This is a genomic window from Bradyrhizobium canariense, assembly GCF_900105125.1.
In the GTDB taxonomy this organism is placed as follows: domain Bacteria; phylum Pseudomonadota; class Alphaproteobacteria; order Rhizobiales; family Xanthobacteraceae; genus Bradyrhizobium; species Bradyrhizobium canariense_A.
In genome coordinates this window covers 992,830-1,005,744 of the sequence record NZ_LT629750.1, presented here as the reverse complement: position 1 = coordinate 1,005,744, position 12,915 = coordinate 992,830, and the positions used below count along the sequence as shown (strand labels likewise).

Sequence of the window (12,915 nt, the reverse complement as noted above, 5' to 3'; positions counted from 1 at the left end):
CCGCGCCCAACACCTCGCGCGAGGCCAACCTCCGTCAGTCGTGCGCCGTGCCCTGGTTCACGGTGGAACAGGTCCGCGCCCAGTTCTTCTTCAATGTCGCGAACATGCGGCGAGATGATGGATTGATTGGTGTCCAGCCGCATCGCCGCGCGGCGAAAATTCGATTCTTCCGCTGCAACGACGAAGTGGCGGAGGCGGCGGAGGTCCATCCGTCACCTCAAGCCGCGGAAAGTCCGGGCGGTGAGCAGTGCGTCTGCCAGAATGATCGCTGATCTCGTTTTATCGGCAGAGTCTCCATATCGCGAAACTTCGGTTCTAAGGTGTCTTGTGTGTTGATTGGGGCAACGGTGGTCTGCCTCTAACTCGGCAGCCACAGTGAGAGGAGGCCGCCGAGCGCCAGCAGCGCGACATTGCAGCCAAGCGCCACGCTGAAAGCGTGCGCATAAGAGGTAAGCTCCTGGTTGCCGCCGACCGTGCTGAAGAAGACGCCACCGATGATCGCGACGCCGAGGGACGCACCGATCTGGAATGTCGAGATGACGATACCGGATGCGAGCCCTGCGTAGCGCTGGTCGATGCCTCCGACCACCGCCTTGATCACCGAGGGGACCACAATGCCATATCCGAGGCCGGCCACGAGAAGCGCGATTTCAATGTATCCCGACGTTACGCCAAGAACCGATAGGATCACCGCGCCGAAGCCGATGACCTGAATGATGAAACCCAGCGTCAGGGCACGCGGCCCAAGGCGCTGCATGATGCTGGCGGAGGCCAACGAGGACGCGAAATAGCCAAACGCGAACGGTAGTGTCCGCAGGCCGGCGTCAACCGGCGTCAGATGAAGACCACCCTGCAAATAGACCGAGAAGGTCAGGTAGAAAGACGAGAGCATGTAGAAGACGAGCGCCATAGCGATGCCGATCGCAAAGCCGGGCTCTCTGAACAGCGAGAAATCAACGAGCGGTGCGCCTCCTTGTGCAGTCAACCGGCGTTCAAATCGAACAAAGGCGATCAGCACGATAGGCGACACCACAAGCATGGCGACTATCCACACCGGCCATCCTGTCTCACGTCCTTCGACCAACGGATAGACCAGAAGGCCAAGCGTCACCGAGAGCAGCACGACACCGCTAATATCGAGCTTTTGGGCGTGATCGGCTCGTGAATCGCTGAGAAAGAGCAGGCTGCCAATGACGGCAACGAGGCCGATCGGCACGTTAATAAGAAAGATCGCCTGCCAGGTAAGCCCGAACGGATGCGACGACACCAGAACGCCGCCGAGGATCTGTCCGGCGATGTTTGCAAATCCGAACGTAGCACCATAGAGGGCGAATGCCCTGCTTTGCTCGGCAGCCGGAAACAGGACGCGGATCGAGGCCAGCACCTGCGGCGCCATCGCCGTCGCCGTCAGCCCCTGCAGGATGCGTCCGGCGATAAGGACGGCCGGCGACCACGCGAGACCGCATAACACCGAGGCGAGCGTGAAGCCTGCAACGCCGGTCACGAACATCCGCTTGCGGCCGAGCCAATCGCCAAGGCGACCGCCGGTAATGAGGAACACGGCATAGGTCGCTGCGTAGGCCGAAATGACGAACTGGACATCGCTCGACGTCGCGTCGAGATTCTGCCGTATGGCGGGCAGCGCCAGATTGACGACGTTGAAGTCGAGAACAGGCAGGAAAGCGCCGATCAGCAGGACCGGAAGCGCGAACCAGCGGCGCGGATCACCTGACGCCTCCACAACACCCTGTTTCGTCACGGCTCCAGCATTGATACTCATGGCCTGCTCCCGATCGAATGGCTTGCCTTCGCCACCGATACCGACAGGGCACCCCCGAGAATCAGAACTGCCACGATGCAGCCAAGCGCGAGCGCGAAGGCGTGCGCGTAGGCCGGCAGCGACTGCCCAGACCCAAGCGCGCTGTAGAAGACGCCGCCGATGATCGCGACGCCGAGCGCGGAGCCGATCTGCAAGGCGGAGATGACGACGCCCGACGCCAGACCGGCATGGCGATGGTCAATACCGCCCACGACGGCCTTGATCACGGAAGGCATGATGATGCCGAAGCCCATTCCCGCCGCGGCAAGACCTATATCGCGGCTGCCAGGCAAGGTCGTCTCAACCGCCAGCATGAGAAGGAAAAAGCCGAACGCTTGAAGGGCGAAGCCGAGGGTCAGTGCATAAGGCCCGAGACGTTGCATGAGATGGGAGGATGCCAGCGACGCGACGAAACTCCCAATCACGTAGGGCAACGTCGCGATGCCCGCGTCCATCGGCGTCAAGTGCAGCCCATTCTGAAGATAGACGGAGAAGGTCAGGAAGAAGGCGTTTTGCATGTAAAAGGCGAGCGCCATAGCGATACCCGTGGCGAACCGCCGCTCGCGGAATAGAGCGAGTTCGACCAGCGGTGAGCCGCCACGCTGATCCAACCACTTCTCGAACAGGATGAAGATGGTGAGCGCGACTGGCGAGGCTGCGAGCATGACGGCGATCCACCAGGGCCATCCGGCCTCGCGCCCCTCGACCAGCGGATAGACCAGAAGGCCCAGCGTCAGGGACAGCAGAACGACGCCACCGACATCGAGCCGTTGCGCATGCTCCGATCGCGAGTCGCGCAGGAACACCAAGCCACCCACCGCCGTCGCCAATCCGATGGGCACATTGACGAAGAAGATTGCCTGCCAGGTGAGGCCGAAAGGATGAGATGAGACCAGAACGCCGCCGAGGAGCTGACCACACAGATTGGCCAAGCCGAATGTCGCGCCGTAAAGCGCGAGGGCACGTCCTTGCGCCGCTCCGGAGAACAGAACGCGGATCGAGGCCAGCACCTGCGGCGCCATCACCGTCGCCATTATGCCCTGTAGGATACGCCCCGCGATCAGGGCGGACGGCGACCAGGCCGCGCCGCATAGCGCCGAGGCAAGGGTGAAGCCGACGACGCCAGTCAGAAACACACGCTTGCGGCCATAGAGGTCGCCGAGCCGTCCACCCGTGATAAGGAACACCGCATAGGTCGCCGCGTAGGCGGAGATCACGAGCTGCACGTCGCTGGACGTAGCGCCGAGGTTTTGCCGGATGGCCGGCAGTGCCAGATTGACAATGGTGAAGTCGAGCGGCGGCAGGAACGCGCCAGCGAGCAGGACCGGCAGAGCGAACCATCCCCGTGCATCGATTTCGACGGCGGCTACAGTTCGCCCCGTCGGTTCCTCCGCTTGCGTGCTCATCAATTCCCCCGGATCGACTGCGCGACAGCGCTGGCCCGATCCTCACGTTGCGTCTGAAGGCCAACGTAGTGGGGGCTTGATCATATTGGAATGAGATGTATATCTATTTCAGAGATAACGAATTGATATGGCAATCATGGCAACATTGGATGTTGATGCCGTGCAGGCGTTCGTCCTCGTGGCCGATTTTCAGAGCTTCACCCGCGCGGCGGAGGCGCTCGATACCTCCCAGGCCGCGATTAGCGTGAAGCTGAAACGGCTTGAGGATCGGCTGGGCGAAAAGCTAATCGAACGAACGCCGAGACTGGTACGGCTGTCGGCGCGCGGAGCAGCGTTTCTAGGCGTCGCTCGCGAGTTCGTCGCGGCCCACGAGCGCGCTGTCGCCGGCCTCACTTCGGCGCCACGCCGGTTCACGCTTGGCATCGCCGATCAGGTGGCTGGCCCCGAGCTGCCAGTGTTGCTGTCCCGCCTCCATAGTTACGATCCGGCCCTGTTGATCGAGGTCCAGATCGAGGCATCTCGTAATTTGCTTGATGCGTTCGATCGTGGGGTGCTCGATGCGGCGATCGTCCGTCGCGAGGACGACCGCCGAGATGGCGAGGTTCTGGCGCAGGAGCGCTTTGGCTGGTTTGCATCATCAGGATTCGAGCACCGGGAGGGCGAAGCCCTTCGGCTGGCTTCACTGGCTGCCTCATGCGGTGTCCGCAATATCGCCACCCGTGCACTCGACGCCGCTGGCGTGAGTTGGATTGAGGTCTTCGTGGGCGGCGGCACTGCGGCTGTCATTGCCGCCGTGTCGGCCGGCCTCGCTGTCGCCGCGCTGGCGTATCGCGTTGCGCCGGTTGGCATTGTCGAGGTTGGAGAACGGCTTGGACTTCCGCCGCTCCCTTCGTCCGAAATTGTACTCCACTCCACTTTGTCGGACGCACGCTCGCGCGGCGCCTTGCGGACGCTCGTAGCCGCTTTTCGCGAGCATCGGGCGCCTTCATCATGAGCGTGACCTGGAGCGGACCGTTGCTCTCAGCCGCAGTTGCCGGCGATGCGAAAGTCGATCATCGGCGCTTCCGGTGTGATGCCGCGCCGGCTGGCGACACCCCAATCGCCATCATAGTAGTGCGTCAGAATGTGATCGAACCTCACCGTGTCGGCAACGCCCAGCAAGTCATATATGCGCTTGGTCAGCCGGGTGAGGCCGCGATAGTCGACAAGCCGCTTTCGACTGGCGCGAAAGAGCGGATTGTAAACCCCGTCGAAGCGAACGAGAGGCGTGAAGATCAGCACATCGGCCAGTGTCGGCTGGTCCCCGAGAAGAAATGTTCGACCGTCGGCGACGAGCGTTTCGATCTCGTCGAGAAAGCTGAAAAGTTCGTTCATCGCTGCATCATATTCGATCTGGTCCTTGGCCTGTCCGACCGCGTAGACGCCTCGCGACAGACTCTTCGCGATTCGCCCGCCCAAAGCGTCAATCTCGGATCGGAGTGCCAAGGGATAAAGATCGACCGTTTGGTCGGCACCGACCGCGTCAAACGCTTCATTCAGCATCCGGGCGATCTCGATCGACTCGTTGTTGACGATCTGTCGCGAGCGTTCGTCCCATAGGACGGGAACGATGATCTTCCCTGTGTAGGCTGGATTGGCCGCCCGATACACTTCATGGAGGAACCGGAAACTGTTGACTGCACGGTCCGGCGTCGAGAGCGGCGTCTCGCCAAATGCCCACCCGTGGGGCGTGTCCCAGACCGGATGCAGGATGGACACCGGCACGATGTCGTTGAGCCCCTTCAGCGCCCGCACGACCAAGGTGCGATGCGCGAACGGACAGGCGTAAGAGACAAAGAGATGATATCGGCCCGGCTCTGCCGGAAACGCCGACGAACCACCGTTTGTGATCTTATGGCGGAAACTCCCGTCATGGATCATTTGTTTGGCTGCCAATTCCGGCGGAGGGGCGATATCGCCCCTCCAGACGCCATCGATCATGAGCTTCATGGATGAACTATTGTTCCGAGCACCGCGTTGGAGAACAGGTTCGAGATTCGAGCGCGGATTACACGCAACAATGTCACTCCCCATGTTTTCTCTTGAAAGATCTGCGATCCTTTATTTCTGAGATAACGGTTTTATATAGTCCAAAGGGCAGCGCGATTGCGGAACTCAGATTCCAGCAGGGTGCGGCCATCGCGTCGGTTACAACCCTCCAAACCGATACAAACGCAATCACCCCCCGGTTGTTAGACCGGGACGGTGATTGAGTTATGTTGGAAGTGGTTGCGGGGACACGCAACCACCGATACCGACGTCCGCTCGCGCCGGAAACTTGAGGTGTGGCGGGATATTCCAGCGGAGGCAACTACGGAAGACGACGCTGACCAACTATTGAAATACGAGATCACGCAGAGCGACCGATTATTCCAGACTCGTCCTGGGTGCGTACCTCGCCATCCACGATGCGGCCCGGGAACGACTCGTCGAAGTCTCGCCTGAAACTAATTGGCTCGCCTCCTTCAGGTTAGTTTCCTTGAAAGACCGGCTTGCGCTTCTCTCGCTGAGCCGCGCGACCTTCCGCATAATCACGACTAGCGTAGCATCGATCTGCTGCCCGCTGAGCCCGTTCGAGATCCGGCGATCGGTCTCGCCGCGAGAGCTCCTGGAATGCGACCCGGGCGGCCGCCAAACTGAGCGGTGCAGCGGACGTCAGGTCTGCCACCGCCGCGTCCATGATAGTCGCCATCGCCGCGACGCCATCGGCCAACCAATTTACCAGACCCAGACGAAGGGCGTCCTCACCCCCGTAGCGTCGTCCCAACAATACCATTTCCCGGGCCTGAGCCAGTCCGACCACATTAAGGATCGTCGCTATATCCTCAAGCCGATAAGGCAGACCGAGTCTTACCGCAGGCACTCCGAACTGTGCATCATGCGTGCAAACTCTTAGGTCACACATCAGAGCCAGCTCAAAGCCAGCTCCGAGACAATAGCCATGGATCGCAGCAATGCTCGGCTTGGTCAGCGCGCGAAACCGGATCGCGACGTCGCGCTGCAAGGCGTTGTAGGCAGCTGCGGCGAGAGGATCGGCGCGAATATTCTCGAATTCACTGATATCGTTGCCGGAACAGAAGGCGCGGTCACCCGCGCCCTGCAGTACCAGGACACGCGCAGTTGCGTCATCCTGCACTTGGTCCAGAATCTTCGGAAAACTGCGCCACATGGCCTCGTTGATGGCATTCAGCCTGGACGGATTTTCGAATGTGAGCCGAGCAACCCCCCTATCAATTCTCAGATGCAACATTTGCGTAGCTCCATGCCATGTCCCGATACGCCTCGCGCGATCTCCAACGCAGGCTGATTTCGCAATCGACTATCGCGGAACTGCAGAGATGGTACGATCACCACAGTTTGCTCAATCACAATCATTCATGCTTTTGGGACACGCTCGCTGCTCAGTTCGGCAAACGGCGGCGCCAAACGGCTCGCGATTTCCAGATGCCGTCGCAAGAGCGTAGCTGCCCAGACCTGATCGCCTGCCACGAGCCCATCCATGATCTCGCAATGTTCGCGCACCAATGTCTGGATACGGCTTTCGTCGTCGTAAACGTAGTATTCACTAAGCCGGCGAAGCTTATTCTGCTGTTCAATCGCTTGCGCAATGAATCGGTTTCCCGACATGACCGCCAGCATTTCGTGAAACTCGGCATTGGTATCGAATATTTCTCTGCCGTTCAGCTTGCCCTTCTTCGCGCGGACAAGCATCTGCTCATGCGCTTCGCGGCAGCGGGCCATCGCCGGCCGGTCCAGCAGAAAGGTCGGCTCCATCAGACCTGCGGGCTCGATGATGATGCGAAAACGATAGCTGGCAGCGTAGGCCGCCGCAGAATTGAGGCTCGGCATGAAGATCCAGCCGTGACCGGTGCTTCGCCTGACCAGACCATCGTGAGACATGTTCGTGAGGGTACGGACGAGTTGGGCGCGCGATACGTCGTACCGTCGCATGAAGCTCGCTTCGGTGAATTGCTCCGCAACTCCGTCGCGCATACGGTCCATGGCAATTCGGTCGTATAGCGACGCATCCGACGGCGGCGAAATGGTCAGGTCGATGGCGTCCAGGGTGCTGCTGTCGCGCGCGAGATAATGCCCCTTGTTTGCAGCCGAGATTACGATTCCCTTATCGGCGAGCAACTGAAGTGCCGCGCGGATCGGAGATCGTGAGACGCCGAACTCCTCGGCAAGCTGACTTTCCGTCAAACGAGAATCAGCGGGCAATTTTTCCCGTCGAACATAATCGATGATCTTCGCGACAATGTCGGTTTGCACCCGGCTCAATGTGGTATCGCGCATCTTGCTAAGCCTCTGACGCCTGAAATTCGCTCAAAACCGAGATTCTACGTCTCTCGTCTCCAGGCAGCGTTCCCGACGCTCCCCGGTCCCATGGTCCAGAAAATTCCATACAATCTGCGTCGCCGGTCAAGCGGCACGAACCTTAACCTGGTCCGATACTGCAATTTCATTTTTTGGAATCGCCAGAAGAACGAGGGCCGCGCTGGCGAGCACGATCACGACGGTTGATCCAAGGCCCACGTAAAGGCTCCCGGTTGTTTCGCGAAGCCATCCGATCAGCGAGGGGGAAACCGCGCTGCCGACAGCCCCGACCATGCTGACAAAGCCGATCGCGCCGGCGGCCCCTCTGCCGCGCAGGTACGAAGTTGGGATGGTCCAGTAGATCGTCAACAAGCCGATACCTCCAACGGCCCCGACAGCCATCAGCAGAATGGTCCCCGGAATGCTCGAGGAGGCGAGCGGCAGCAGCAGATAGGCTCCAGCTGTGATCAAGGCGCAGCCGACAAAATGCCAGCGCCGTTCCATGAGCGCATCCGAACTGCGCGCGATCAGGAGCATCCCTGCAGCAGCCACGATGGAAATTCCGCCGGTCACCCATCCGATCCTTTCAACACTGCCAAGTCCGACATTTTTCAGCACGCTGGGAATCCAGAAGGTCGCGGTATTGGAGGCCGTGTTGGCGGCAAAATTCAGCAGCGCCATCGCGTAAATGCGCGGATCCCGCATTGCTTCGGCAAAACTGCCCTTGTTTCCCCGGTCGCCGGCCAGTCCATCCGATTTCAGCTCGTCAGTGACAACCTGCTTTTCGTTATCACTTAGCCAGCCAGCGCTCTTTGGGCCATCGTCGAGATAGAAATACGAAATGACGCCCAGGAAGATGGCTGGAATGGCGAACACCAGAAACAGCCATTGCCACCCGCGAAGGCCATACAGGCCGTTCATGTGCTGCATGATCATGCCCGACAGGGGCGCACCGATGATGCCGGACAGGGGAACGCCGACGAAAAACAGACTGGTGATGCGGGCTCGATAGCGAACCGGAAACCAGAAGGTAAGATACAGCATGATGCCCGGGATGAAGCCGGCCTCCGCCGCGCCGAACAGAAGTCGCAAGATGTAGAGGTCGGACGCATTGCGGATGAACATCTGGGCGCCGCTGACAACTCCCCATAGAATCATGATGCGCAGTAACGTCTTGCGGACGCCTACGCGAGCAAGCATCAGGTTGCTGGGAATGTCAAAGAGACTGTAGGTGACGTAGAACAACCCCGCGGCGAATCCATAGTGCGCGTCAGTGAGATGGAGGTCGTCGAGAAACTGTAACTTCGCAAATCCGATGTTGACGCGATCAATATAGCAAACGAAATAGAGCAGCAGGATGAATGGCAGGAGCCGATAGGCTATTTTCCGGAAAACCAGGTCCGAAGCTTCTGGTGGTGGCGAGCTGGCCATCTGCATTTCCCCTATCTCTTTCCTGAGTGGTTCGTGTGCTATGCGATTGGAAATTTGCAATCAAAGGGTGCAAGAGTTTTTTTGCCGCTAGAAGCGGGCGGCTCCGAAGCCTCCCCCGCCCGGCGTCTCGAGTGTCAACCGTGCGCCGGGCTGGACGATCAAGACCTCGCGCGGGTCGATCGGTGCTCCGTCAAGAAGAACGCGCCCTGTTGCTCCAGGTCCGCCTCCCTGCAATCCAGGCGCAGGGGTCTTGAGCCGATCCGCCATGAACGACACCGTGACCGGACTGTCGGCAAGCAACAGCAATTCGAATAGCTGCCCGTCGCCGCCGCGGTGCAGCCCGCTGCCGCCGGTGCCTCGTCTCAGGGCGCGGTGCAGAACGCGCACCGGAGCCTGCGATTCGATGACCTCGATCGGCGTATTGGAGAGGTTGCTCGGAAAACTCAGGGTCGGGAGACCAGGACCGTTCGCACCGGCACCCTGCCCTCCGTTCAGGAAAAAGGTAGACGTAAAACGCTGACCGCTGTGCTGGCCTGAAAGATGAACACACCACAGCGGCGAGCCGGAAGCCGCCCTTACCTTGCCGGGTAGCACAGGCGAAAGGGCACCCATGATGGCCGGGGGAATGAGATGCCCGGTCATGGCCCGCGCGCTGACCGCTGCGGGAAAGCGTGGATTCAGGATCGATCCCAGCGGAGCCGAGGCACTGATGGGCCGGAATGAGCCATTATTGTTGGGTACCGTCGGCGCCAGCACGCATTTGAGCGAATAGGCCGTGTAGGCAAAGGTATAGATGGGAACGACGTTGATCGCCTTCGGCAGTTGCAGCGATGAACCGGCATAGTCAACGCTTATCGCCTCGTCGCCGACGTCAATGCGACAGCGAATGATCACCGGCTCGACGAAACCATCGACGCTGATTTCATTTTCATACGTCCCATTCGGCAGAGCGCGGATGGCCTCGCGCATCGCGCGTTCCGCGCGTGTCTGCATTTCGTTTCCGATCGCCGTGAGGTCGCAACCGGTATCGTCGAGCGTGTCGAGCAGCCGCCTCGACAGCATGCGATTCGCGGCAACCTGCGCCCACAGATCGCCCATGACCTGATCGGGCACGCGGACATTGTTGCGGATGACATCGACCAACGTCTCGTTGGTCACTCCGCCATCGACCAGCTTGGCGGGGGGAATACGCAGGCCTTCCTCGAACAGTTCGGCGGTGCTCGGTGAACGCAGGCGTCCGCCGATGTCGGGTGCATGGGCCACGGTGCCGGAAAAGCCCACCAACTCCTCGCCCCGGAAGATCGGAACCGCGACGTTGATATCGGGAAGATGTCCGGTGCCGAGCCAGGGGTCGTTTGTGATCATGACATCCCCGGGACGCAGTTTCTCCCGGGGGAAGACCTTCAAGAAATGACGCACCGTTTCCGGCAGAGTGCAGATAAAGGAAGGAATGCTCTGGCTCGACTGAGCGAGCAGCTGACATTCGCGATCGAGCAGCACCACAGCATAGTCGTTGGACTCTCGCACGATCGTCGAAAACGAGGTGCGCACCAGAGTGGCCGCGGCCTCGTCGACGAGGCTGACCAGGCGAGTCCACAGAATTTCCAGCGAAATCGGATCGATATCGTTCATGGCCGAACCTCCAACCGAACGAGGACACTGAGATTCTCCAGAATCTCCACCTGAGCTGCCATCGGCACGACGATGGTCGATTCCTCTTCTTCCAGGATCAGCGGTCCTTCCAGGCGGGAGCCCGCCGGCACGGCGTATCTCTCGTAGACCGGCACCTCTTCGAAGGTGTCGGTCTCGGTCCGGAAGATGACTCTGCGCGCCTTGGGGTGGGCCGCGCCCGGGCGGTCTTGACCGATCGGCCAGACGAAGTGCCGAACGTCTTGCCGGGTCGCGCCGACGACGCGCCAGGTGACGACTTCGGGCGTACCCGACGGCAGCAGCCCGCCGTAATTTTCCTGATATTTGCGCTGAAATGCGTCCGTGAGATCGGCGCGAAAAGCTGCGTCCGGGGCGCGGAACGGGAATGCGACTGTGAGGTTGGCGCCCTGGCCCGCGTAGCGCATCTCGACCAGCAGCTGCCAATCCACCTCGGCGTCACGGGGCGCGGCCGCGCCCAGCTCGGCCTCGGCATCCGCCTTCAGGCCAGAAAGCACATTCGCAAGATCGGTCCAATCGATAGCGTCTACTCGCGTAGACCGTGACCAGGACCGATCGACACGTACAGGCGCAGCCAGAAAGCCGAGACACGATCCCGTCCCGGCAGCGATCGGAAAGAGAACCCTTGGGACGCGAAGCTTGCGCGCAATTTCCACCGCATGGACTGGACCCGCTCCGCCGGTCGCCACCAGGGTGAACCGGCGCGGGTCTTGCGCCTTCTCCGCGATATGGACTCTTGCGGCGCCCGCCATCGCTTCGTTGACGACGTTGAATATGCCCTTGGCGACAGCTTGGGCCGAAAGCGCCAGACGCTCACCCAACGTGCCAAGCGCGCGCATTGCCGCATCGAGATCGAGCAACATGCGCCCACCCAGGAAATAATCTGGATTGAGATACCCCAGCGCCAGATCGGCGTCGGTCACAGTGGCGTTTTCACCGCCTTGGCCATAGCAGGCCGGACCCGGCTCGGCCCCCGCGCTTTGCGGTCCCACCGTGAGCAGTCCAAGTTCACTCGTCCGCGCAATGCTCCCACCGCCCGCGCCGATTTCGATGAGATCGATGCTGGCCACCAGAAGCGGAAGTCCACTGCCCTTCTTGAATCGCCGCACACGGGCGGCCTCGAAGACATGCACGACCGAGGGCACTCCGGAGAGGATCGTGCAAATCTTGGCGGTGGTGCCCCCCATATCAAATGCCAGCACATCGTCGAAACCCGCGGCGCGGCCGGCGTTGGTCGCGCTCAAGACGCCGCCGGCGGGGCCGGATTCGATCGTGGAGATCGGCACTTCTGCCGCCGCCGCCACGGAGGTGGACCCGCCGCTCGACACCATGATGCGCAGATTCGCGTCGATTCCCGCCTGCCGCAGCCGGCTCTCCAGCTCACCGAGATATTGTCTGACGATGGGCTGCACGTAGGCGTTAGCGATGGTGGTGGTGGTCCGCTCATATTCGCGAATCTCGCAGGCGACCCGCGAAGAGAGACTCACGCACATTCCCGGGAAGGCATCACGAAGCGCCGCTCCCACTTCGTTCTCATTCGCCGCATTGACGCAGGAATGAAGAAGCGAGACCGCAACGGACTGCACATTGGCCGCCCGCAGCTGCGCGATGAGTCCGGCAATGGCGTCGCCGTCCGGACGCTTCAGAACGGCGCCGTCCGCGGCGGTACGTTCGGCGATTTCGAAACGGCGCTCGGCGGGGACGAGCGGCTCGGGCATCTCGATGTCGAGATCATAGAGGTCGTAGCGAACCTCGCGCCGGATATCGATCACGTCTGCCGTACCCGCGGTGGCGACCAGCGCAGTCGGAACGCCTTTGCGCTCGATCAGCGAATTGGTCACGAGTGTGCTGCCGTGAATTACTTCGGTCACTTCGGCAGGAACTCTTCGCTCAGCCTGCGCGGCAACCGCGGCGAGCAGGTCGTTGACGACGTTCGAGAGCGCCTCGCCAGGATCGCTCTGGGTCGTCAGACGCTTGGCGAGATAGATTTGACCACCGGAAACTTTCTCGATCACCCCGTCGGTAAAGGTTCCGCCGATATCGACGGCAATGCGATATCCCATAAATCCCAGCCTCCCCGGCACATATTCTCTGGAACAATATCTACATAAAAAACAATACTGCGCAACCCTCACCATGCGCAGGATTCGACCAATGACCAACCATTTCAGCCATATTTTTAGCACATCCGCTTAAATTATCGGCATCTCACCAGCGAAAATCCATATCGCTCGC

At 60.6% G+C, this 12,915-nt stretch carries 9 protein-coding genes and 1 pseudogene; 1 reads left to right on the top strand and 9 read right to left on the bottom strand.

All coding sequences use genetic code 11. From position 1 onward, the window contains the following. Positions 1-35: 35 nt before the first annotated feature. The 3 genes and pseudogenes from BLV09_RS05015 to BLV09_RS05005 form a co-directional block, all read right to left on the bottom strand. Positions 36-209, bottom strand: a pseudogene (locus BLV09_RS05015) (helix-turn-helix domain-containing protein); the annotation flags it as partial. Positions 210-358: 149 nt separating this feature from the next. Beyond that, positions 359-1,780, bottom strand: coding sequence for an MFS transporter (locus BLV09_RS05010; protein WP_100382134.1), 1,422 nt, complete (start codon positions 1,778-1,780; stop codon positions 359-361). Continuing rightward, positions 1,777-3,225 carry an MFS transporter gene (locus BLV09_RS05005; protein WP_146686512.1) on the bottom strand — a complete coding sequence of 483 codons (1,449 nt, stop codon included), beginning with the start codon at positions 3,223-3,225 and terminating at the stop codon, positions 1,777-1,779. Before BLV09_RS05005 ends, BLV09_RS05010 begins: the two co-directional genes overlap by 4 nt. Before the next feature lie 136 nt (positions 3,226-3,361). Between BLV09_RS05005 and BLV09_RS05000 the strand changes: the two genes are divergently transcribed. Next, positions 3,362-4,219, top strand: a complete 858-nt coding sequence (locus BLV09_RS05000; protein ID WP_100386903.1) for a LysR family transcriptional regulator — start codon at positions 3,362-3,364, stop codon at positions 4,217-4,219. A gap of 26 nt (positions 4,220-4,245) precedes the next feature. Here the strand turns inward: BLV09_RS05000 and BLV09_RS04995 are convergent, their stop codons facing one another. From BLV09_RS04995 to BLV09_RS04970, 6 genes are all read right to left on the bottom strand, one after another. Next, entirely contained in the window at positions 4,246-5,214 is a 969-nt protein-coding gene (locus BLV09_RS04995; protein ID WP_167558623.1) for a glutathione S-transferase C-terminal domain-containing protein, read from the bottom strand. A gap of 520 nt (positions 5,215-5,734) precedes the next feature. Next, positions 5,735-6,514, bottom strand: coding sequence for an enoyl-CoA hydratase-related protein (locus tag BLV09_RS04990; RefSeq protein WP_146686510.1), 780 nt, complete (start codon positions 6,512-6,514; stop codon positions 5,735-5,737). Between the two features lie 125 nt (positions 6,515-6,639). Continuing rightward, positions 6,640-7,560, bottom strand: coding sequence for a GntR family transcriptional regulator (locus BLV09_RS04985; RefSeq protein WP_146686509.1), 921 nt, complete (start codon positions 7,558-7,560; stop codon positions 6,640-6,642). A gap of 126 nt (positions 7,561-7,686) precedes the next feature. After that, entirely contained in the window at positions 7,687-9,012 is a 1,326-nt protein-coding gene (locus BLV09_RS04980) for an MFS transporter (RefSeq protein ID WP_244548970.1), read from the bottom strand. Between the two features lie 87 nt (positions 9,013-9,099). After that, positions 9,100-10,644 carry a hydantoinase B/oxoprolinase family protein gene (locus BLV09_RS04975; protein ID WP_146686507.1) on the bottom strand — a complete coding sequence of 515 codons (1,545 nt, stop codon included), beginning with the start codon at positions 10,642-10,644 and terminating at the stop codon, positions 9,100-9,102. Next, positions 10,641-12,743, bottom strand: a complete 2,103-nt coding sequence (locus BLV09_RS04970; RefSeq protein ID WP_146686506.1) for a hydantoinase/oxoprolinase family protein — start codon at positions 12,741-12,743, stop codon at positions 10,641-10,643. Before BLV09_RS04970 ends, BLV09_RS04975 begins: the two co-directional genes overlap by 4 nt. Between the last annotated feature and the right edge of the window lie 172 nt (positions 12,744-12,915).

What these genes read in the sequence shown, in the direction of transcription:
- BLV09_RS05010 (WP_100382134.1), bottom strand. Translation starts at nt 1,780, where the DNA reads ATGAGTATCAATGCTGGAGCCGTGACGAAACAGGGTGTTGTGGAGGCG.
- BLV09_RS05005 (WP_146686512.1), bottom strand. Translation starts at nt 3,225, where the DNA reads ATGAGCACGCAAGCGGAGGAACCGACGGGGCGAACTGTAGCCGCCGTC.
- BLV09_RS05000 (WP_100386903.1), top strand. Translation starts at nt 3,362, where the DNA reads ATGGCAACATTGGATGTTGATGCCGTGCAGGCGTTCGTCCTCGTGGCC.
- BLV09_RS04995 (WP_167558623.1), bottom strand. Translation starts at nt 5,214, where the DNA reads ATGAAGCTCATGATCGATGGCGTCTGGAGGGGCGATATCGCCCCTCCG.
- BLV09_RS04990 (WP_146686510.1), bottom strand. Translation starts at nt 6,514, where the DNA reads ATGTTGCATCTGAGAATTGATAGGGGGGTTGCTCGGCTCACATTCGAA.
- BLV09_RS04985 (WP_146686509.1), bottom strand. Translation starts at nt 7,560, where the DNA reads ATGCGCGATACCACATTGAGCCGGGTGCAAACCGACATTGTCGCGAAG.
- BLV09_RS04980 (WP_244548970.1), bottom strand. Translation starts at nt 9,012, where the DNA reads ATGGCCAGCTCGCCACCACCAGAAGCTTCGGACCTGGTTTTCCGGAAA.
- BLV09_RS04975 (WP_146686507.1), bottom strand. Translation starts at nt 10,644, where the DNA reads ATGAACGATATCGATCCGATTTCGCTGGAAATTCTGTGGACTCGCCTG.
- BLV09_RS04970 (WP_146686506.1), bottom strand. Translation starts at nt 12,743, where the DNA reads ATGGGATATCGCATTGCCGTCGATATCGGCGGAACCTTTACCGACGGG.